Source organism: Chitinophaga cymbidii, assembly GCF_007992715.1.
Taxonomy (GTDB): Bacteria; Bacteroidota; Bacteroidia; order Chitinophagales; family Chitinophagaceae; genus Chitinophaga; species Chitinophaga cymbidii.
In genome coordinates, this window is the sequence record NZ_BKAU01000003.1 from 54,900 (window position 1) to 78,003 (window position 23,104).

Annotated in this window: 14 protein-coding genes and 1 tRNA gene; 8 read left to right on the top strand and 7 right to left on the bottom strand. The window is 52.4% G+C overall.

Annotation, left to right across the window (positions count from 1 at the left end; translation table 11 throughout):
• Window positions 1–184: 184 nt before the first annotated feature.
• The 5 genes from CCY01nite_RS15825 to CCY01nite_RS15845 all read left to right on the top strand — a co-directional run bounded on the left by CCY01nite_RS15825 (window position 185) and on the right by CCY01nite_RS15845 (window position 10,043).
• A complete protein-coding gene (locus CCY01nite_RS15825) occupies window positions 185–3,448 on the top strand; it encodes a SusC/RagA family TonB-linked outer membrane protein (RefSeq protein WP_186831087.1) in 3,264 nt (1,087 codons plus the stop codon).
• A 111-nt stretch (window positions 3,449–3,559) separates the two neighbouring features.
• A complete protein-coding gene (locus CCY01nite_RS15830; protein ID WP_146863781.1) occupies window positions 3,560–4,060 on the top strand; it encodes a discoidin domain-containing protein in 501 nt (166 codons plus the stop codon).
• A gap of 37 nt (window positions 4,061–4,097) precedes the next feature.
• Window positions 4,098–5,201 (top strand): PKD domain-containing protein, encoded by a 1,104-nt coding sequence (locus tag CCY01nite_RS15835; protein WP_146863784.1) that lies wholly within the window; start codon window positions 4,098–4,100, stop codon window positions 5,199–5,201.
• A gap of 33 nt (window positions 5,202–5,234) precedes the next feature.
• The gene (locus tag CCY01nite_RS15840; RefSeq protein WP_146863787.1) at window positions 5,235–8,315 is read left to right on the top strand and encodes a SusC/RagA family TonB-linked outer membrane protein; all 3,081 of its coding nucleotides are present in this window, start codon (window positions 5,235–5,237) and stop codon (window positions 8,313–8,315) included.
• Window positions 8,316–8,327: 12 nt separating this feature from the next.
• Window positions 8,328–10,043, top strand: coding sequence for a RagB/SusD family nutrient uptake outer membrane protein (locus tag CCY01nite_RS15845; RefSeq protein WP_146863790.1), 1,716 nt, complete (start codon window positions 8,328–8,330; stop codon window positions 10,041–10,043).
• Between the two features lie 55 nt (window positions 10,044–10,098).
• Here CCY01nite_RS15845 and CCY01nite_RS15850 read toward each other — a convergent pair whose 3' ends face one another.
• On the bottom strand, window positions 10,099–10,977 hold the full coding sequence (locus CCY01nite_RS15850; protein ID WP_246129953.1) for a class I SAM-dependent methyltransferase: 879 nt from the start codon (window positions 10,975–10,977) through the stop codon (window positions 10,099–10,101).
• A gap of 96 nt (window positions 10,978–11,073) precedes the next feature.
• Here CCY01nite_RS15850 and CCY01nite_RS15855 point away from each other — a divergent pair, with 96 nt between their 5' ends.
• Window positions 11,074–11,412, top strand: coding sequence for a winged helix-turn-helix transcriptional regulator (locus CCY01nite_RS15855; RefSeq protein WP_146863793.1), 339 nt, complete (start codon window positions 11,074–11,076; stop codon window positions 11,410–11,412).
• 68 nt (window positions 11,413–11,480) lie between these two features.
• Here CCY01nite_RS15855 and CCY01nite_RS15860 read toward each other — a convergent pair.
• The 6 genes from CCY01nite_RS15860 to CCY01nite_RS15885 form a co-directional block, all read right to left on the bottom strand.
• Window positions 11,481–11,565: transfer RNA gene (locus CCY01nite_RS15860), tRNA-Ser, on the bottom strand.
• Window positions 11,566–11,706: 141 nt separating this feature from the next.
• The gene (locus CCY01nite_RS15865) at window positions 11,707–12,978 is read right to left on the bottom strand and encodes a TlpA family protein disulfide reductase (RefSeq protein WP_146863796.1); all 1,272 of its coding nucleotides are present in this window, start codon (window positions 12,976–12,978) and stop codon (window positions 11,707–11,709) included.
• A gap of 38 nt (window positions 12,979–13,016) precedes the next feature.
• Entirely contained in the window at window positions 13,017–14,450 is a 1,434-nt protein-coding gene (locus CCY01nite_RS15870) for a RagB/SusD family nutrient uptake outer membrane protein (protein ID WP_146863798.1), read from the bottom strand.
• 26 nt (window positions 14,451–14,476) lie between these two features.
• Window positions 14,477–18,046, bottom strand: coding sequence for a SusC/RagA family TonB-linked outer membrane protein (locus tag CCY01nite_RS15875; RefSeq protein WP_186831088.1), 3,570 nt, complete (start codon window positions 18,044–18,046; stop codon window positions 14,477–14,479).
• A 213-nt stretch (window positions 18,047–18,259) separates the two neighbouring features.
• Window positions 18,260–19,438, bottom strand: coding sequence for a FecR family protein (locus CCY01nite_RS15880; RefSeq protein ID WP_146863804.1), 1,179 nt, complete (start codon window positions 19,436–19,438; stop codon window positions 18,260–18,262).
• Between the two features lie 50 nt (window positions 19,439–19,488).
• The gene (locus CCY01nite_RS15885; protein ID WP_186831089.1) at window positions 19,489–20,064 is read right to left on the bottom strand and encodes an RNA polymerase sigma factor; all 576 of its coding nucleotides are present in this window, start codon (window positions 20,062–20,064) and stop codon (window positions 19,489–19,491) included.
• Between the two features lie 273 nt (window positions 20,065–20,337).
• Here CCY01nite_RS15885 and CCY01nite_RS15890 point away from each other — a divergent pair, with 273 nt between their 5' ends.
• Together CCY01nite_RS15890 and CCY01nite_RS15895 are read left to right on the top strand one after the other, a co-directional pair.
• Window positions 20,338–21,735 carry a right-handed parallel beta-helix repeat-containing protein gene (locus CCY01nite_RS15890; protein ID WP_146863809.1) on the top strand — a complete coding sequence of 466 codons (1,398 nt, stop codon included), beginning with the start codon at window positions 20,338–20,340 and terminating at the stop codon, window positions 21,733–21,735.
• A gap of 154 nt (window positions 21,736–21,889) precedes the next feature.
• Window positions 21,890–23,092: an Nramp family divalent metal transporter gene (locus tag CCY01nite_RS15895; protein WP_146863812.1), complete on the top strand. Its 1,203-nt coding sequence runs from the start codon at window positions 21,890–21,892 to the stop codon at window positions 23,090–23,092.
• Window positions 23,093–23,104 lie beyond the last annotated feature (12 nt).

Genomic DNA, 23,104 nt, shown 5'->3' on the forward strand with positions numbered 1-23,104 from the left:
TTTAAAACTTCTCCAAGTTATGAATTTTTTCATTATGGAGTTGTACGGCAATGTCGTGCTCCGCCAGGATGTCTCCTGAAAATGTGTTTATATGCGCCTCGATTCTCTGATACCTGTTTTACTCTTTTTATTCGTCAATGTATTGCCGGCGATGCCTGTGAAAGGACAAAATATAAAAAGTACAATGGTTACGATCAGCTTGAAAAACGAGCCGTTAGTGGCGGGGCTACAGAAAATAGAACAGCAGACCGATTTCAGGTTTGCTTATGTAGATGCGCTGCTGAGCCCATACCAGCACTGGAACCTGCCGGCAGGCATGCGTTCCCTGGAAGAAACGCTGGACCTGCTGCTGAATAACACCCCACTTGTTTACAGGGTGAACCGGAGCAGTATTGCCATTCTCCTCAGAAAAAAAGAAACAGACAGCAGCTGTACTATACGGGGCAGGGTTTTTAACGAAGAGGGAGCGGCGTTGCCGGGCGCAACGGTCCTTATCAAGGCTGCCGGCCGCGGCACCACATCGGATACATCAGGAGCGTTCATACTGGAACATGTAAAGCTGCCGGCAGGCATACAGGTGCGCATGGTAGGCTATGTTACGCGGGAAGTGGAATTAAAGGAAAAACGTTCGGCGCCCTTTAACATTACGCTGGAAAATGATACAAGGTCCCTGGACCAGGTAGTGGTGGTGGGTTATAATGCGCAGAAGAAAAGAAATATTATCAGCTCGATCGCCACGGTGCCGGGCGCTGAAATACAAAAGACGCCGACCCTGAATATCTCCAATACCCTCGCGGGACGGGTACCCGGCGTACTGGCAACCACCACGAGCGGCCGGCCGGGTATCGGAGCATATTTCCGGATCAGGGGAAAAGTATCCCTTAATGAACCGGGCCCGCTGGTGGTGGTGGACGGGATCATCAGGAACGACGAATATGGTAACATCAATCCGTACGAAGTAGAAACCATTTCGGTGTTGAAAGATGCGGCCGCCACAGCGGTATATGGCGCCAGGGCCGCCGGCGGTGTGATCCTGATCACAACAAAGAGAGGAACGGCGGACCGCCCCGTGCTCACTTACAATGGCTCCATCGGCATGGAAAGCCCTACCCGGTATCCGCGCCTGATGAACGCTTATGAATATGCTGCTATGTGGAATCAGGCCAGCCTGAATGCCGGCTATGATCCCGATAATCCCGTTCATGCCAGCAGGTTTTACACTGCGCAGCAACTGCAGGATTTCAAGTCGGGCAAAGCCGGTACAGACTGGTGGAAGACCGTTTTATCAGAGAAAGGCTCCCTGTCGCAGCAGCATCTTTCCATCAGGGGCGGTTCCGAACACGTGCGCTTTTTTGGTATGCTGGGAAGCGCGTACCAGCGGGGATTATGGGACTCCTATAATTTCAGGCGCATCAACCTGAGAGCCAACATAGATGCACGTATCAACGCAACACTCACCACAGGGCTCAACCTGGAAGCAAGGCGCAGCATTACCCGCGCCGCCGGCCTGGACGCCTACAACATTTTTGAGCACACCGTACAATCACCGCCTACCGTTCCCGCCTATACGGTCAGCGGAAGATACTATGATGCCATGATCCCGCATCCCCTTGCAGATATCAGGGAAAGCGGGGAGAACATGCAGCGCGACGAAGTATTCCAGGGAACCGTGTTCTTTGAACAGCAACTGCCTTTTATTACGCAAGGCTTGTCCATAAAAGGCACTGCGGCCATGGTAAGAAGGCAGTACTTCCAGAAATGGTGGAGAACGCCTTACCTGTTGTACCGCGAAGATGGTCAGGGGAATATCACCGGCATACGGTCCATCGGTATCGGCAACCAGATAAGCACCTCTTTGTTCGAAGAGTCGCGGCAGTTTACCAACAACACCTGCAACATCTCGCTGAATTATGCGAAGACCGCCGGGAAAAGCGAATTCAGCGGACTGGCTTTATACGAACAGATAGAACAGAACAGCGATTACTTTAACGCCAGCCGCCGGCAGTTCCCTACCAACCGGCAGGATTACTTTTATGCCAGCGGCCCCGATCAGCAAACGATAGACGGAAGATCGGCCATTGACGATGCGAGACGGTCACTGGTAGGGATCGTGAATTTCACTTATAACAACCGGTACCTGATGAACGCCACGGTGCGTTACGACGGTTCCTACCGGTTTCCGCCCGGCAGGAGATGGGGGCTCTTCCCCTCCGTTTCAGCCGGATGGCGTTTATCCGAAGAACCGTTTTTACGCAACACCAGCTTTTTCAGCGATCTGAAATTGCGGGCTTCCGCCGGCATCACCGGGAATGATAACGTAGGCGCATTTCAATACCTTGATGAATATTTTTTTTCACAGGGTCAGGTCCCCGGAAGCTTTCCGCCATTCTATGCGCCGGTACTGGACAATGAGGCTGCCATCGTACTGTATAATGGCGTATACGCCAATCCCGATATTACCTGGGAAAAGCTGCGCACCGCCAATATCGGGGTAGATGCAACGGTGCTGCAAGGCAGGCTGGACCTGAATTTCGATTATTATTTCCGCACAACAACGGATATGCTATGGAACCGCGCCCGTTCCGTACCGGCCACATTCGGCAGAACGCTGCCCAAGGAGAATTACGCGGAGATGAAGAGCAATGGCTGGGAGCTGGTGCTGCATTATACCGGGCACACGCGGGCGCTGCAGTATGAGCTGGGCGTGCAGGGCACCTTTGCCTCCAATGAAATTACAAGAATAGATGATCCGGTAAATGGCCCTTCCTGGGAGAAGCGGCAGGGCCGGCCGGTCGGTTTCCAGGTAGGATACCGCGCGGTAGGTATTTTTCAGTCGGAAACAGAAGTGGAGAAATGGTACGGCGGAAAGCAATTCGGACAGAAGCAGGCGCCGGGAGATATCAAATATGCGGATGTGAACGGTGATGGAGAGATCACCGACCAGGACCAGGATGTGATCAGTCCATATGATATGCTGCCCGAATTCATTTACGGTATTTCAGGAGGTCTCCGCTGGAAGGGATTTGACATGGATTTTTTATTCCAGGGTGCGGCCAGGCGGTCGTTAATGCTGAGCATGGAAGCGATTACGCTCTTCCGCGGCGGCAAGTACAACTCATTTGCCTATCTGCTGGATGCATGGTCGCCCGAAAACAAAGATGCAAAATATCCGCGCACCACGATCGATGCCAGCTTTAACAATAACAGGTACTCCACTTTCTGGCTGCGGGATGCATCCTATCTTAGATTGAAAACGGTCAACATAGGCTATACCTTCAACTGGCCCTGGCTGAAGAAGAATAACAGGAAATTACGTGTGTACATTGCCGGAACGAACCTCCTTACCTGGAGCCCTTTCAAAGAGTTTGATCCGGAAGCGGAAAACGGGGTAGGATACTATTACCCGCAAATGAAAAACTTCACAGCGGGCACAGCCCTTTCATTTTAGAAACAACCGGAACAGCAGCGGATGCACCGGTGCAGATCATCACCTGATCTGCGCCTGGCGGCTTATTGCATATACATTTCTTAAACAACCAAATATCAATTCATTCCAGTTATGAAAAGAAAATTGATCCGTGGAATAGGGATCATCCTGTGTTCCCTTTCCGCCCAGTCATTGTCCGCGCAAGTGACGGACATTACCAACAACGGCGGCGTAAAAAAAGCCCAGTTCGTTCCTGAAAAGATAGAGGAAGATGTAGACAAGCTGTTTGATAACAACAGGAACACCAAGTACTGCTACGGCTTCTCCGGTAACCTGTGGGTACAGTACCAGTCGCCCGAACCGGTCATCGTGAACCAGTACGCCATATCATCGGCAAACGATGTGCCTGAAAGAGATCCCCGCAACTGGAAGCTGCTGGGGTCTGTAGATGGTAAAAAGTGGGTGAAGCTGGACAGCCAGGCAAAGGAAAGTTTTGAGGAAAGGATGCAGACGAAAGTATACTCGTTTGAAAACACAGTTCCCTATACCTGGTACCGGCTGCACATCACGGCCAACAACGGTGATCAGGCTACACAGCTGTCGGAATGGCGACTGTTCTATGAAAAAAAATAAACGATGATCATTCACCACTTATTTAAATGATGATAGTATGAAAAAGATCTTTACCACAATGTCCCTTGTGCTGCTTGTCACGGGAATATTGGAATCCTGCACCAGGGAGATAGACACTTCTCCCTTTACGCGGGTGGTGGCCGTTGCAGACTTTACCGCCACCATCCAGGCTCCCGAGAATCTCACGGTCAGGCTGGCGAACAAATCGAAGAACGCCAAAAGCATCACCTGGAATTTTGGCGACGGCAGCCCCGTTTCCAATGAGACGGAACCAACATATACCTACGCCACCCCCGGCGATTATACCATCGCATTGACGGTAGTCAGCGTTACCGGCATTGAATCCACCAAAGAGCTGACCGTAACTACGAAGCCGGTAGACATTATTCCCCAGATCAACTTCTCCTATGCGGAAGACCCAGCCGATCCCCTGAAAATAACGTTCACCAACAAATCCGTGAACGGCATATCCTTCACCTGGGATTTTGGCGACGGCAGTCCGGTTTCCACGGAAGAATCACCTACGCACCTGTACCCCGCAAACGGCAGGTACAACGTGGTGCTCACCGCCAAAAGCACTACCGGCAACGAAAATTCGAGGACCATCAGCATCCGCGTGCCGAAGTTAACAGCGCCGGAAATGATAGCGATCGCCAATCCCGGCTTTGAGATGGACCCCAAGGACAGCTATGTGGTCACCGGCTGGGAACCCGTGAAGGTAAGCTATCCCGGCAGTCCGGGATGGGGCGGCTTCTTTATCGCGGAAAGACCGAAAACAGGTACCCGCTGCCTGCTCTTCTGGACGCCGTCTGTAGACCCGGGGAACGGACATACGTATGAGCTGGCTTACATCGGCTCTGTTACGCAGCAGGTCACCGGACTGGAAGATGGCAAGTACACCTTCAAGGTATGGATCAATTCCACCGATATGGAAGGAATGTACCTGGTCGCCAACGGTGGGGAAGGAGACGTAAAGAAAGCGGTAGGTAACAACAACGGATACACGCAATTGAGCATCGATTTTAACGTCGTAGGCGGAACGGCCAGGATCGGCTTCCTGATGGACAGGCCGAATGACGCCGGAGATAACTGGAGCCCGAATTTCGAGGCCGACGATGCTGAGCTCTGGATCAATCCGTAAATAAACATTTTTCGCACTCATCAAAAAACGATTATGAAAAACAGATTAGCCGCACTTATATTTTTCCTTCTTGTCATCTCCGGCTACAGTCCTGTATTTGCAGGCACGGCGCCGGTTGCGGATATAACAGTGAACGGCACGGTTTCCGATAAATCGGGGAAGATGCCCGGCGTTACGGTACTGATAGAAGGTTCCGGCAAGCATGCCGTGACGGACGAAAACGGGAACTATACCATCACCGTTCCTGCAAATGGTGTACTGGTGTTTTCCATTGTAGGCTACAAAACGCAGCGGATGCCCGTAAACAGCCGGGTAAGAATAGATGTTACCATGACGGAGGAAATCCGCGGGCTGGATGAAGTGGTCATCAAAGGATATACCTCGCAGACGCGGGCGAACCTGACCAGCGCTATTTCCACTGTTTCCGGGGACGAGCTGAAACAGACCGCCACCTCCAATATCACCAACGCATTGGCGGGGCGTGTTACCGGCGTGCTGGCCACTACACAGTCCGGCCGGCCGGGTATAGGCGCCTGGATACAGATCAGGGGTAGAAGCTCGGTGAATGAACCCGGCCCGCTGATCCTTGTAGACGGTGTGGTAAGAGATGATTTCGGCAATATAGACGCAAACGATGTAGCCAGTATTTCAATTCTGAAAGATGCATCTGCCACGGCCGTATACGGCGCCAGGGCAGTTGGCGGCGTGATCCTGGTAACCACCAGGCGCGGGCATATCGGTAAGCCGGTGATCAACTATACCGCTTCCACCGGCATCGAAAGACCCACCAGGTATCCGGATATGATGAATGCTTACGAGTATGGCATCACCCGCAACCAGGCGCAGCTGAACGGCGGCTTTGATCCTTCTAACCCTTCACAGGCAAGCAAATTCTTTACCGCGGAGCAACTGGAAAGCTTCAAAACCAGCAGTACAGACTGGTTTAAAGAAACCTTTAAAGGCAATAGCATGCTAAGTCAGCACAACATATCCGTAAACGGCGGCACGGAAGCGGTCAGCTACTTTGCATCCCTGGGCTATACCAACCAGAATGGCATGTGGGACCAGTATAATTATCAAAGGTATAATCTCAGAAGCAACGTAGACGCCCGGATCAACAGCACGCTGAAAGTAGGGCTGAGCATAGATGCAAGCAGGGCCAACACCAATGCCGCCGGCCTGGACGCTTATCCGATCTTTATGCACGCCATACAGGCCGCGCCGATCTACCGGCCGTACAATTCTTCCGGACAGTTCAACTACATCAATGGCCAGCCCAATCCTGTGGCTGAAACCAGCGCGTCAGGGTACGACAGGAACCGCATCGAAACATTCGGCGCCACGCTGAACGCCGAACAAAAGCTGGACGTTCTCACACCCGGTCTCAGCCTGAAAGGCACCGTTTCCATTATCCGAAATTCCACTTTTCATAAAGTGTTCAACACCCCTTACATGGTGTATAAAGACAATGGTGAAGCAAGCCTGATCAACGTCAACAACCTGAATAAAACACAGCTTACCCAGGACATGAACGAAGCCAATCAGCTTACCCTGAATGCTTCGCTGAATTACACCCGGCAATTTGGCAGGCACAACGTTTCCGCGATAGCCTTATACGAGCAGCTCGAAAGCAAAGGTTTCCTGATGGGTGGCCTGAAGCGGGATTTTGTGTCGTCCATAAAGGATGAACTGAATGCCAGCGGACCGCTGGAACAATCGCTGTCCGGCACCTCCACGATCGGCGATGCCAGAAGGTCTTTTGTGGGAATACTGAACTACGGCTACGATAACAGATACCTGCTGGAAGTATCGGCCAGGAGGGACGGTTCTTACCGGTTCGCCAAATCCCGGAGATGGGGATTGTTCCCCGCGGCATCCGCCGGCTGGAGAATATCGGAAGAATCCTTTTTTAAGGAAACCAGCGCTTTCGATTTTATCGACAACCTGAAGGTCCGCGCTTCCATTGGTGAAACAGGGAACGACAAGATATCTTCCTTCCAGTTTATGGATTCCTATAATTACATGCAGGGAAAATATCCGAACATCTGGCCGGACTTCTTTCCGCCGGTGATAGAAAACGAATCGCAGATCAATCTCGTTTCCGGTGTTTTCCCGAATTACAATCTTACCTGGGAAAAGCTGGTATCGAAGAATATCGGGTTGGATGCTACGCTGTTCAATAACCATCTTGGTATAGAAGCGGATTATTTTTTCCGGACTACGAGGGATATGCTGAGGCCGCGCATCCTGTCTACCCCGGCTACATTCGGCCGCAGGCTGCCGGATGAGAACTACGCCGAAATGAAAAGCAAGGGGGTGGAGCTGACGCTTTCCTACCGCGGAAATATCAATTCCTTCGGCTATAATTTCCGGTTCAATTTTTCATATGCTACCAATAAGCTCACCAGGCTGGACGTGCCGGAGGGTATCGCTGATTACCAGAACAGCCTGGGCCGCCCCCTGAATGCCATGGTAGGATATGTTGACATAGGTCTTTTTCAGAGCCAGAAGGAGGTAGACGAATGGGTCAACCAGTTTGGCTCCAAACCCAATGTGGGCGATATCAGATATGCTGATATCAGCGGCGATGGCGAGGTGACCGAAGCCGACCAGATGCAGATCAGCGACAATTCCGGCGCGCCCCTCATGGTCTTCGGCTTTTCTTCCGACCTGCGCTGGAAAAATTTCGACGCTAATATTTTCTTCCAGGGAGCAGGTAAACGGACCATTATGCTGGGCGAGGAAGCGATGGTGTTTTTCAGGGCGGAAGTAAACAATAGTTTTGCCTATCTTACCGATTACTGGACGCCGGAAAACCCGGACGCAAAGTATCCAAGGCCGACGATAGACTACAGTAACAACAACTCCCGCAGCTCTACCTTCTGGATGAGGGACGGCGCTTACCTGAGGCTGAAGTCGGTGAACATTGGTTACTCATTAAGCACGCTTCCGTGGATGAGAAAACGCAATCTGAAACTCAGGGTATATGTAGCCGGGACCAATCTGCTTACCTGGAGCCCTTTCAAGGAGTTCGATCCCGAGCTGGGCGATGGTACGGGCAGGTCTTATCCGCAGCAACGTAACCTTTCATTGGGCCTTAATTTTTCATTCTAAAGAACTGTTTTTATGAAGTATATATCTTTGAATATATGGCTCCTGGCCGGTGCATCCCTGCTTTTCAGCGCATGTAACAGCGACCTGCTGGACCAGAACAACCCGGATGCCATCACATCAATAGACCTGTGGAAAGATCCCAAGCTCATCAGCCTGTACCTGAATACGATCTATGGCGACCGGCCCGGCTGGAATTATAACTTCTACGATAATATAGCCGACGATTCCAGGAGCAACTGGACCGGCAATGAGCCCAATAATCATATTTACGATCAGTGGGTGGATGGAGATGTAGGTGGATATACCGCTTATTGGAAGTATGAAGAGGTAGTGCGGATCAACGACTTCCTGGCTAACATTGATGGCGCGCAGATGGACGATGCCACTAAAACCCGTTATAAAGGCGAAGCCCGGTTCATGCGGGCATTTCTGTACTTTGAAATGGTGCAGCGCTATGGCGGTGTGCCGATCATTACCAAAGTGCAGCATATTACAGACGATTTGAGCGTTCCGAGGAACAGCCTGAACGATTGTTTCAGGTTTATCATTGCCGAGCTGGATCAGGCCGCCACCGAGCTGCCGCCGGATGCGCCCCGTGGCAGGGTCAGCAGCGGAGCGGCCCTGGCGCTAAAAGGCAGAGTGGCCTTATACTGGGCCAGCCCTCAATATCTCACCACGGATGATAATGCCTTGTATAAGGATATTGAAACCATTCATTCCAACACGCAGGGCGCCGGAGCGGCGGAACGCTGGAAGGCCGCGGCAGATGCCAACCAGGCAGTGATAGCGCTGGAGAAATATGAGCTCAACCCCGATCTGAAGGCGCTCTGGCTGGATAAATCCGTCAATAACAAAGAAGCCATATTCGAGGTGCAATACAAAAGGGGATTTAAATCCCATGGCCTGGATGCACTGGTTAAACCGCCGTACCTCGGCGCCGGCGATGGCGGGCAGCGCTTCCCCTTGCAGGAGCTGGTAGACGCTTTTCCCATGAAGAACGGAAAGCTGATCGGGCAGCCCGGTTCCGGTTATAATGCCAACGATCCCTACACGGGCCGCGACGATCGTTTTTATGCGAGCATCGGTTACAACGGTGCTGCAACCTGGGGCAACAAAGGAGGCGCGCTCACACAGATCACGCTTGAAACCTTCGAGGGTGGCCGTGACTATGGGAATATGGACGCCGGCAATACCCTTACCGGGTACTACACCTTGAAAGCGCTCGATACCCAGAACATCAACTATTCCTACCGCGCCGGTTCCGACCAGCCCTGGCTGGAGATCAGGTATGCAGAGGTGCTGCTGAACTATGCGGAGGCCGCCAATGAATACCTGCCTGCCCCGGACAAATCGGTGTACGATGCCGTCAACGAAGTGCGAACAAGAGCGGGGATCACCACAACGTTAACCGTGGGCAGTCTTTCAAAGAATGAAATGCGCGACCTGATCAGAAATGAGCGGTACGTAGAGTTCTGCCTTGTGGAGCAAAAGCGGTACTGGGATCTCAAGCGCTGGGGAGTGGCGCATGAGATGCTGAATAACACAAAGTATCACAGCGTGTATATCACCAGGACCGGAAGCACCTACACATATGAATATCCCGAGCGGGACCCGCGTCCGCTCAAGTTTGATAAGAGGATGTACTGGTTCCCGATCCCTGGTTCCGAGCTTACCAAGAACCTCAAGCTGGATCAAAACCAGGGTTGGCCGCTGCCGCCCGGCCGATGATACAATTCCGGATACCCCCGCACGCCAAGGGGCGGGGGTATTCTTCCCGGAAGAATTAAATCCCCTTTCTGCATTGAATGACTATAAAACGAAAAGGGGGCTTACTCATGGCGAGATTATGAGGCTCCTCGATTTCAAAAAGGTCTGTTAATCCATACCTGCTAAAGTCACGCTTGACAGTTTCCATATCATAAAAAAATATTTGCCCGCCCTTCCCAATCTCGAATGTATCAACAGCCACCTCCTTTCCTTTGCCGTAGTTCGGAGAATTTTTAGAAACTACGGAAAAGATCATCCAGCCTCCCTGCTTTAGTTGATTGTAGCAATCACGTATCATCTTTTTCCGTTGATCAGCATCCAGCAAATAAAGCAGTCCGTAACAGAAGATACCATCATATAAATGGCTGTCAAATGGCATATCCGTAACAGAACCATTGTAAATTTTCATCCCCGAGCCGTAATAGTTTTCAGCCATTTCGATCGCTGCCGGGGATATTTCGATGCCCGTTACCTTCATGCCGCTTTCTGTAAAGACACGTGCATTTCTACCATATCCGATACCGGGAACAAGAACATCTTTCACGCCATGCTGCATAAACAGGTCTTTCGCTATGGCGGCAGATCTGGTTGGTTCGAAGCCCCACATGGCTTTGTGTTCAACAAAGCTTCCATCCCAGAACCCTTTCATATTCTCCGCAGAATTACGCATATCCGGACAAACTTTATCAGGTATTACGTTGCATTTAAAGCCGAGGTTCCCGACGGTAGCAACTACTGCGTCCGTATCAATGTCCGGGTTTTCGATGCGGAGTACCTTATCCCGGTCATCCAGGTCAAAGCTGATCCTGGCGTTCGGCAAGACCTTTGCCAGCGCATCCATAACTTTTTCTGCCTGACTTTGCGCTTGAATATTGGTTTTAAAAATTTCAATCATAGTTAGCCGCAAAAGTACTTACATTTACTTTCCAACCGATAGTACTTTCCCTTTGGAAAGCACTATCCGGATTGAAAGTGGCTTAAAGTTGAAAATATGCTGCCCGAAAAAGATTGTTCAAGAGCGATGCTCTCTATCAAGGATGCGCTGGAAGCCGTTGAAGGAAGATGGAAATTGCTGATTCTCTATTCACTTTGCAGTGGCCCTAAACGCTTTTCGGAAATTGGGAGAGAAGTAGCAGGCATAACGGACAAAACATTGGCCAAAGAATTGAAGGCCCTGCAAGCTAACAAGCTTATTAAAAGAGATGTTTACGACACATCCCCGCCAACTGTAGAATACACTATTACCAAACATGGAAGATCGCTCAATAAGGTTTTATATGAGCTCTGGAACTGGGGACTTGCTCATCGGAAGGAGGTGATTGGAAAATGAAAGGTATTCCGCTTTGCATTCCTGGTATCAAGCAAAAAGCACTGAAAATCAGTGCTTTTTGCTTTCAGCGGAGGAAGAGGGATTCGAACCCCCGGACCTGTTACAGTCAACAGTTTTCAAGACTGCCGCAATCGACCGCTCTGCCATTCCTCCGCCGCAAAAGTATAAATCCGGTTGAATTAAAAAAAATATTTTTTACTTCCGTTTTTGAAAAATGCTGAAAGGCTGATGAATAGAGCGTTTCAGAGGAAATATCCGAACGCGGACCGTTCCTTCAACAGACAATAACGGCGATCAGGATGCTTCCTTCGCCAACTCGATCATCGCTTCCAGTTCATTGATCAGCTCCGAATCAGACGAAAAACCCGTGCTCATAAAACGCATCCTGCCCTTGCCGTCAATCACCACTTTGGCCGGAATACCTTTGGGCTTGTAGTCCGAAACCACCTTGTAATTTGCCGGCTTGTCCGCCAGCGGTTCATCCATCAGCACATGAAAGGAATATTTATTCTTCTCCATGAATGATTTCACCCGCTGCAAAGCACCCTCTTTCTTTTCCTGCGTGGCAATGAACAGGAACGCCACTTCAGGATGACGGTTCACCATTTTCTGCATGGAAGGGAAGGAGGCAATGCAGGGCATGCACCAGGTAGCCCAGAAGTCCAGTACCACTACTTTTCCGCGGAAATCGGACAGCGATACCTTTTTCCCGCTCAGGTCCAGCAGGGCAAAGCCCGGCGCTTCCACGTCCTGCATCTTGGGCTTCAACGATTCTTTCAGCGCCGATTGCACACCCTTTTGCAGCTGATCAAGATATGCTTCAAAGCCGTTGGTGTTGCCGTGTTTGCGGGCATACAATTCTTTCAGCTGCGCATTCATGTCCGCCGTTGCTTTGCCCTTCCGGGTCAGGGCCACCAGCAGATCGTACGCTTTGTTCTGCTGGCCGGTCTTTGCCAGCAGGCGGGCATAGCGTTCTACGGAAGACGACATCCCTTCTTCAGGAGGGCCGTCAAACGCCTTTTCCTGGTATTCCAGCGCTTTCCGGTATTTACCGTTAACGAAAAGCGTGTGGGCGTAAGTGTCGTAATAAGGATATTGGGCAAAAGACATGAACCGCTTCCAGTCGGCTTCCGGCATGCTTTCGGGCCGGGCGGCAGGATCATCTTTATAAGAAAAATAAAGGTCGAGCGTTTCCCTGGCGATTTTTTCCGCCATCACCGTGTCGATCTTTTCTTTCACGAGCATACTGGCGCCCATATTCATGTAGGAAGTCCGGTTGAACTTGTTCTGTATGCCGTCGATGTATTTTTTATACCCGTCGTACCGGCGCTCGTGGAGGAAGGTGAGCGCAACAGTGCCTTTGAGCATATCGATGGTTTCGGCATCTTTTACCGCGTCCAGCTTGTTGTCTGCAATGATCCTGTTCATGATGAGCACGCCCTTTTCCGGATCATGTTCCTCTCTCAGGCTTTTCATCTGCTTCATCAGGGCGGTCTGTTCCTGCGCGCTGACCAGCAGCGAGCAACAGCTTAACAAAGCGAGTAACGAAAGTTTGATCTTTTTCATGTAACGATCTGTTTTTTATCAGTTGATTGGTTTCTGTTTTATGGATTATCGTCCATGCCCGGGTTGGTAAGCAGCATCCTGGGCGGAATTTTAAGCACGAGCCGTTCCGGCCGCAGCGGGTATACCGTGGTAGTGCCGTCTGCCTGGTAGAGCGTATGGTTATAGGAAGGATTGCCGAATAACGGATCAACGGAAAGCCTTCTCATATCAAACCAGCGGACGCCAAGCCCGGCGTACTCCCGCAGGCGTTCATCCATCACGAACCGCAGCAGTTGCAGCTGATCGCCGGCGATGGCGGACGGTACCGCGGCATCGGCTTCCGGCATGCGTTTAACGCGCAATTGTTCCAGCATTGCTACGGCGCCGGGAAGGTCTTCCAGTCTTGCTTTACATTCCGCCGCCAGCAGATAGATTTCCGGTACTACCACGCCGAAAGGCACAATGCTGGGCGCTGTTCTGCGCTGTGCGCCCGCCTGGAATTCAGCACCGGCGGGGAAAGGCGTTTTCGAGTAGAGGAAGAGGCGAAGGTCTGAAGGTTCATATAACTCCATCGTTTCGCCTTTTACCTGCAGCGTGTTGAATAATACATGGAAGTTCGAAAACTGGCGCAGGTATAATGCTTCCTGGTTTTCGGCGGTAACGGGATAATTAGGGCCAAACATATCGATCGGCGTAAATGCGCCGCCCGGTGCAAATGTTTCATTATAGTCGTACAGCTGAACAGGTACCTGCGTGTTGGCAAGCCCCTGCAGTGCGGATTCCAGCAGCGGCAGCGCTTCTTCGTACCGCCGCATGAAAACATATACTTTACCAAGCAGCGCTTGCGCGGCAGGCTTGCTCATGCGGAGGCGGTGAAAGACGGGAACGGAGAGGGCCGGCAGCGCTTCTTCCAGGTCGCTGATGATGAAATCGTAAACTTCCTGCACGGAAGCACGGCTGAACTTATTGGCGGTGATGTCGGCCGTCGTGATAATGGGAAATCCCGGATCACTGGCGGCTGTGGACGACTGGTACGGTTTGCCGTAGTAATTGATCAGCAGAAAATAGGTCCATGCGCGCCCCGCAAGCGCTTCCGCGCGTATCATCCTTTTCTGCTCCGGCGTTCCGTCCGGCGCGTCCATCACTTCGTTAATGATCTTGTTATAGGTATAGATGCTGGAAAGCGGGCCGGAAGTTTCCGCGCTGTTTTCATCCGGCTGATAGATCTGGTCGCTCCAGGTAAAAAGCCGTTGTTCCCGTAAGGTAAGGCCGCTGTAATAAGGCTCGATGGCGGTTACTTCGTCCCCCATCAACAGCTGCGCATCCGTACCCACATTCAGCAGGTTAGGATTGTTCAGCAGCAATTCATAATCCTTATAACCAACCGCGATCACTTTACCCTTGGGCAAAACCTCCAGGAAACTTTTTTTGCAGGATATGCCGGCTGTCAGCAACAAAAGCAGCAAAGCCGGAGCAGCAATATATTTTTTCATGTCCTTCTTTTAATAAATGTTCCTTGTTAAAACCGAATATTCAAACCTGCCGTAACGGTGCCCTGATTGGTGCGCATGTAGCGGAGGCCGCCGGCTAGCTGTCCGGCCGCGCTGCCACCCGGCGCATCATGGAATTCAGGATCGATGTCGTATTTATTGGCTTTCCACAACATCACGTTGGATAATTGCAGGCGCAGCCTCACGCCGTTGAGCTTCGCTACAGACACGAGCTTGCGGGGAAGGTCGTAGATCAGCGATACGTCCCGCAGCTTTACATAGGCGGCGCTCACAACGTTGATATCGCCCTGCGTATAATATCTTGTATCGCGACGGCTGGCATTCACGCTGTTCACCGGTATCCAGGAAGGAACATTGGTGATCAGCTCATCGCCCGGCTGCTGCCACCTGTCGGCAAATTCCGCGTGCACATTGCCGCTGCGGAAACGCAGGTCGCCGCTTTGCATGGCGTTGTTGGCGGTCATCGTGATCAGTCCGTTACCGGAATAGAAATCATTCACATCCCTCCGCATCACGTTCCCGAAGTTGTATATGATATTTGCCGCCAGCGTGATGTTCCCGAACGTAAAGGTGTTCGACAACCCGCCATTCCATACCGGCTGATAGGTGCCCATGTATACTACGTCTTCAGGCATGGCGGCATTTCTTTCCTTGGTCACTTTACCGTCCTGCAGCCTGATCTGCGGATCGCCCTCACCGTCCAGTCCCGCGAAGTCATAAGCAAAAACAGCAAATGCGGGATAACCCGCGAGATAGATGGTGCTTGCCTTTTGTGCTCCGGTAGCGATCAGTGCCGGCTGATTGAGCTTTGTGATCTCGTTGCGGTTATAGGCCAGCACCAGCTGGCTGATCCAGCGGAAACGGCCGGCTTCTACGTTCAGCGAACGTATGGAAGCTTCAATGCCGGTGTTGCGCATATTCCCGAAATTCCCGACAACCGTGTTATACCCGGAGAAAGGGTTCACCTCCATTTGCCCGATCAGGTTATCCGTCTGCTTGCTGTAAAAATCAAGCGAGCCGCTGAGCCTGTTGCCTTTCAGGACGCCAAAATCAACACCGATATTCAAGGTGCGGGAGCTTTCCCAGGTAAGCGCCGCGTTGGCTGGTGTTACAATGGTAAGACCGGTATTGCCCGGCAGCGTGGCACCTGACTGCGCCGTGAGGATGTCGTAGGAAGCAGCGGTACCCGGCATCGGGGAGTTGCCGGTAAGGCCGTACGAAACCCTCAGTGCAAGGTTATTGAATGCATGCTGCTGCCCCATGAACGCTTCATCTCCCAGTTCCCAGCGCCCGCCGATGCTCCACACAGGCTTGCTCTGCGAAGAGCGGTCCTTGCCGAAGAGGTTGGACTCGTCCAGCCGGATGCTGCCGCTGAGCGTGTAGCGGTTCAGGTAAGTATAACCCATGTTGCCATAGTAGGAAAGGAAGCGTACGCGCGTTTCCGTTTCACCGAACGGCTGCGCATTGGCGAGCAGGCTTCTTGATCCGTTGTTCGGCATAACGGGGTTGGACACGCCGGTAGTGGAAAGCGTGGCATAATCGATCGCCGGGTAGGTCTGCAAGAGTTCGTTATAGCCGCGGGTAAGTGACTGACTGCTGACCAGCAGCTGCTCCTGCGCCTCCTGGCCGGCCAGCAGGGAAAGCTGATGCCTTTTGCCTTCCCAGGCCCGCTCATAGGTCAGCTGGTTACGCACCGTCCAGTTGTTTTGCGAAGCATTTGTAAGCGCGTATCTGCCGCCCGTAACGGGGAGATAATATTTGGGTTGCTGGCCCGGCACGGTTGACGGTACCGCAAACTGAACGGCCTCCGACCGCACAAGATAGCTGCGGCTGTCGTCATAAGACCTGATCTTCTCCGCCGTTTTGAACAGTCCGTATACGCCGGAAAAAGACAATCCATCCAGCAGCTTCACAGTAAGTCCCGCTGTGATCCTCGCCTGCAGCAGGTCAGCTTTCGTGTAACCGTACTCACGCTCCAGCAGCGGGTTATAATCGAGGTTGATCCCGCTTTTCCCTTCAAACGCCCGCCGCGTTGAATCCGACAACTGCTTTACATAAGGGATGGAAAGCGGGTTGCCCTGCGCGTCCCGGAATAACTGGTAGGGGAGGAAGCGGTTATCGGCTTCTACATTCCTGGGCGCGCTGGTGCTGACGTTCGTCAGGTCGGTGATCAGGAACAGGTCGAGGCGTTTGTTGACAGTATAATCCTGCCTGACATTTATTTTATAAGTGTTGTTCGTTTCACCCGGCTTGTTGCTTTGCGTGCCGGTGTATGCGATGGAGCCGTAAATGCCGTAAGACTTTCCGCCTCCGCGCACGGAAAGCGTATGGTTTGTGAGCAATCCCGGCCGGTACCAGATATCGCGTATCTGCTGGATGTTGTTGATCGCCGCCAGGCTGTCCAGGCTCGCGGCCGCCTGCGCATCGGAGATGAGGCCCCGGTGGCGGTTGTACAGGATCACGTTGTGCGGCGGTACGCCGGTAGATCCCAGCCCCGTGTAGGCGCTGGCGTTAGCCCAGGGATACAGGTCCGGCCTGAAAATATCGCTGGCGGCCTGGATGAACTGTTGGCTGCTGAGCACAGGATAGTAGTCAACATCCGGCCGTCCCTGGAAGTTCACAAAACCATCGTATTCGATGGCGAGCTGTTCATTTCTGCCGCCCTTGCGGGTAGTGATAACGATCACGCCGTTGGCCGCCCGCGCACCCCAGATAGAGGCGGCGGAGGCGTCTTTTAATACGGTAATATCTTCTACGTCCTGCGGGTTCAGGGAGTTGATGTTATCCAGCGGAACGCCGTCCACTACCAGCAGCGGGGATTTGTTGCTGTTAATGGAAGTAAGGCCCCTGATCAGCACGGGCGTACCGGATGCGGAGGGCGCGTTGTTGACCGTGAGCCCCGGCACCAGTCCGTCCAGCCGTTGCAGGATGTTCATGGACGTAGTTCTGTCCCGCAGCGTTTGCATGTCCGGCTTGGCATATGCGCCCGCGCTCCGCTTCACGGAAAATGTCTGGTAGCCGCTGCTTACCACAATTTCCTTCAGCTGGCTGGATGATTCGTTCAATACGAAATCAACGTACGTATGCCCGCCTTTACTGACATAGGCTTTTCGCACTTCCGGGCTGTATCCTATGCAGGAGATCCGGACCGTATAAAATCCTTCGGGCAGATTTTTGAATTGATATTCTCCCCGTTCATTGGTAACAACGCCCTGTTGCTGTGGTTCCAGCATCACCGTAGCCGGTGCGATAGGCGCGCCCGCTTCATTTTTCACGGTGCCGCTGATCATACCCGGTTCATCCGGGCGTTCATCCACCGGAACAGCAGGCCGCGCTTTCAGAAAAATGGTTTTGTTGCTCACCTCATAGGAGAGATGCTGGTTGCGTAATATCAGCGCAAGAAATTCCGTCAGCGGCATGTTGCGCACGGCGCAGGTTACAGGCTGGGTTTCTTTCAGCAGGTTCTTGGCCGCAAATACCGTGTAGCCGGTTTGTTCGCGGATAGCCTGGAACACTGTCACCAGCTGCACATCTTTTCCGGTATAGGTAATAAGGGGCCCTGCCTGTTGGGCATTCATTCTAAGACAGATCGACATCAGCAGCATAACGCCAAGCCACGTGGCTTGCCATCGTGATACAGCTGTTTTTGATTGAGCAGCCATTAAAAACACATTTAGTTGATAAAATGAATAAAAAAATGAACACAAAAGTCGCCCTGATCGTGGATGACGCCCTCCACGAACCGGATCTGGTTGGTCTTTGCTTTCTTCTTTAGTTGATGTAAATGTTCATCATGGAGATACAATCAGCCGCTTTCCATTTTCAAGGCGGAAATTTACTCCGGACATTCTTAAACCTTTCAATACTTCCGATAGCGGAAGCGATCTTTCCATTCCACCGATAAATTCCAGGTCTGGAATCCCTTTTTCATACACCACTTCTATATCGTACCAGCGGGACAATTGCCGCATGATCTCCTGCAGGTTCACGTCCTGGAAGTTAAACCGCCCCTCTTTCCAGGCCATTGCTTCTGAAATGCCGTTCCGCCCAAGCGCTTTGACGGATAGCTGCTTAACGGAAGCCTGCGCCTGCTGCCCGGGTTTCAGCGTGACCTTTTTCCCGTTGCTGGCGATGCGTACAGCGCCTTCCAGCAGCGTGGTGCTGATCAGCTCTTCTTCGGTATAGGCTTTTACATTAAAATGTGTGCCCAGTACTTCCACTGAATTTGTTTCGTTGACTTTCACCCTGAACGGCATCTGCGCATGCGGCGCCACTTCGAAATAGGCTTCGCCCGTCATGGACACTACGCGCTCTTTACCGGAAAACGCAACAGGATAGCTGATAGCGCTGGCCGCGTTGAGCCATACTTTGGTGCCGTCCGGCAGGCTGAGCTGGTACATGCCGCCCCTGGGCGTACGCAGGGTGTTGTAAGTGAGCACGCCCTGTTCCCCGCCAGGAGGGGTGTAGATGAGCTGTCCGTCTTTTTTCATGACCTGGCTGCCTTGCTGGGTGGCTAACCGGCCGTTGGCGGCGCTGTCCAGCAGAATGGTACTGCCATCGGCCAGCGTCAGCACGGCTTTTTGCCCGCCGGGGGCGATGTCGTTCACCGATGCAGGGATATTGACAACAGCAGGTTTGGGCTTGCCCGTATTGGTAAGCCATACATAAGTGCCCGCGCCGGCTATCAGCACAACAGCGGCTGCATAGCGCAACCAGGGCATTTTGAGAACGCGCACCGGCCGGGATCCCGGCTTGTCCGCTTCCAGTACTTTCATCAGCGAATGCCTGAGCCGTTCCTCATCCACCGGACGGTCAGCAGCGGGATCATCCGCCAGCATCCCGGAAAGCAGCTCCTGCAAAGCAGTATCATCAGCATCTTCCGTCATGCGAAGCAATTGCTGTCTTTCCTCCGGGGAGAGGGTGTTATTCAGATATTTCTCAATTAATTGCCTGGCGATTGCATTTTTCATATGCTGATGACGGCTTTATGTATGATAGAAGAGCGGCGGAAAAGAACGTACTATTCGCCTTTAAAAAAATTATTGAAAAGAAGGGTGGCAAACAGGGGGATGATGGTGTGGCCGTGTGCGGAGAGGAATTTGCGGATGTCGTGCAGCGCGGTGACGAGGGTATTTTTAACCGTATTGACGGAAAGATTAAGCCTGGATGCGATTTCAGCGGGTTTCAGCCCTTCTTCGCGGCTCATCCGGTAAATACGCCGGCGGGCAGGCGGCATGCGCGCAACAGCCTCTTCCACGAGGCGTCTTATTTCCCCCGTCTGCGCGATATCAGCGGGCGTTTCGGGACCGGTGGACGGCTGATTTTTCAAAAATACCTCGCTGGTCTTCTGCGTCAGCAGATGCTTGCGTATCAGCGCAATGGCCTCCCGCGATGCGATGGTGAACAGCCAGGCCCTGAAGTTATCGATGCTGGGTAATTGGTCACGGGCCATCCACACGCGGATAAAGGTTTCCTGGATGGCCTCGTCCACATTGGCGGAGCTTTGATCAAAACGGCCGAGGAAGTGGAGCAGCCTGGGATAATAGAAACGGAATAGCTCACTGAAGGCAATTTCATCCCCTTCTGCTATCTGCAAAAGCAATGCTTGCTCATTATCTGGTAAGTAGTCCGTCAATCAGCTGGCTGTGATGTTTATCCTGCAAAAGTGCAAACTTATGGGAAACTTTCAAATAGCAATATGGATCAGCATACTGCCGCCTGTAAGGGCCGGTCAACTTTCCAAGCCTTAAAAACAACACCCGTATCCGGCATCTTCTTTTTACATTAGTAGTGTGTGTTGCCCGCTTCTTATGTTATAACCCGATTTCCCACGTTTTTTCATTTCTATCACCCAAAATACATTGTTCCCATGAAGCTTACATTGCATTCTCCAATTGGCTGGATTCCGGCGATCGTTATTGCCGTGTCCTTTTGTTTTACCAGCTGCCGCAGGACCGTTGTACTGCCGGAAGAAAAAAGTAAAATGTCCCTCCTCAACGCCAGGGAATTTACCCTTACCCCGGATGTCAACGGCCGCCTGATGATCGATAATAGCAACGACTATTATCTGCCGGGCGACATACTTAACCTGGACGGTGATTTTTCGGCCGTCTTCTTTACGAATCTGAGCGGTTCCGCTTCCGAGCCGATCATTATCCGCAATGCTTCCGGCACGGTGACCACTATCGGAAACCCGGCCTGGAACGGCGGTTCCTGGGCGGAAGGGCTGGTTTTTACCAATTGCCACCACATTATACTTGGTGCGGAAACCGACAAATCGGACTTCGTCATTAACGGCTCCGCGCAGCCGGCCCGCCAGGCTTATATGAACCTGGTGCTCCGCCGGCATACGGATAATTTCGAAATAAAGAACCTCACCATCAACGACGGCGGCACCGGCATCTGGGCCAAAACAGATCCGCTGATCACCGATACGAGCAGCTGGTATCCCAACTCGCAGATGTTCAACCTGAAAATTCATGATGTTGAAATAGACGGCACGCATAACGAAGCCATGTATGTGGGGCATACGGCCACTTACTGGGACCTTACGGCGGGAACGTCCTATTACGGCGATTCTTCCGGGTTCATACCGGGGCATCAGTATGTGCAGCCGATAAAATGGTACAACGTAAAAATATACGACAACTATGTGCACAACATTGGCGCGGATGGTATTCAGACTTCCGCGATCGATCTGCTGGAAGTGTATAACAACGAGGTGACCAACTGGGCTTTGCAGCACAATTATTCGCATAACGGCGGCATCCTGATCGGCGGGCGCACGACCAACACCAATACGCACGACAACTATGTGCACAACGGCTGGGGCGAGCTGCTGCAGTTCTACGGTTCCGGCGAAGGCGGCGCCACGCATGTGATACACAACAACCTGTTCCGTACCAACGAGGCCGGGAACGACGGCGTGAGCCTGCGGCCCACCGCCAACGGCGTTGTGCAGATCACGAACAATACGTTCGCCAAAACAGGAGGGAACCTGATCCGGCTGAACGGCAACAGCGGCGCGGCAACGGCCGCGCATATCATCAATGCCAACGCGCTCATCGAACCAAGAACAGCCGGAGGGACTGTTTACCCTAACGCTTACATATACACGGAAGGCGGCGCTACCTACACCGAAGGCACCGGCAGCAATGCGAACACCAAATTCCTGACGGTGGCGCTGGCGGATGTGGATACGACCAATTACTACCTGCCTAATCCCGGCTCGCCGGTGGGCGTTTCCGGTTACAGGAAAACACCGTGAGGAAGGTTACATCATCCGGAAAGGGCAAACTATCCTATGGTTTGCCCTTTTTCGCATGCGCGAAGCAGAAAAAAATAACACTGCCCTTTGAAAAAACCGATTTTATGTTTTACTTTCGGTAACGTTACCGTAAATCACCAAAATCGTTTTCCGAATGGCAAAAATCACATCATGGCTACGGTCCCTCGGCCCCGGCCTGATCATCGCCGCACTGGTCTTCGGCCCAAGTAAGATGACCATCACTTCCAAGCTCGGCGCCAACTATGGCTCCGACCTGTTATGGATCATCGTTGTGGCTATTTTTTTCATGGTGATCTTTACGACGATGTCCGCCCGCATCGGGTACGCCACACAGCAATCCCTGCTGAAGACCATCACCGCCCGCTGGGGCCGCCCGGCGGGGATCATTGCTGGCATTGGCATCTTCCTCGTCTGCACCTCCTTCCAAGCCGGCAATTCAGTAGGTGTGGGCGTGGCGCTGGCGGAACTGACCCACACCACGGTAACGCCCTGGATCATCCTTTTCAACATCATCGGCATCAGCCTTCTTTTTTTCAGAGGATTTTATAGAACGTTGGAAATACTGATGATCGCATTGATCGGCATTATGCTGCTGGCCTTTGTGGTAACGGTGTTCCTCGCCAGGCCGGACCCGGTGGATACCGCCGCGGGCTTCATCCCTGTTATTCCTGAAGGCTCGCAGGGGCTGGTGATCGCGTTCATGGCCTCCTGCTTTTCCATCGTCGGCGCATTTTACCAGTCGTATCTCGTACAGGAGAGAAGAAGGATACAGCAATCGGGCCCGCAGCGTAAAAGCGACAGTGTAACAGGTATTATCATCCTTGGGTTGATGAGCGCTATTGTAATGATCTGCGCCGCCACGGTACTGCACCCGAACGGTATTAAAGTGAATACGGCCACGGACATGTCCCTCGCGCTGGCGCCGCTGTTCGGAGAGTATGCATCCGGACTTTTCCTCGTCGGTCTGTTCGCCGCTTCCTTCTCCTCCATTGTGGGAAATGCCGGTGTTGGGGGCACTTTGTTGGGAGATGCCCTGGGCTATGGCAGTGATTTCAGCGCCCGGTCCACCCGCTTTTTCATCGCCCTGGTAATGGCGTCCGGCGCGGTGATCGCCATTGCATTCGGCAAGCTGCCGCTGGAACTGATCGTATTCGCCCAAAGCGTCACCATCTTCATCGTTCCCTTTATCGGCATCGCCATGTACCTGATCGCCAACGACGAAAAGATCATGGGGCCGGCGAAGAACAGCGCTTTTGTGAAGATCGCGGGCGCAGTGGGGCTGCTGATCGTTCTGTTCCTGGCGGGACTGAATTTCCGCGACCTTTTCCTTTCATAAAAAATCAATTGA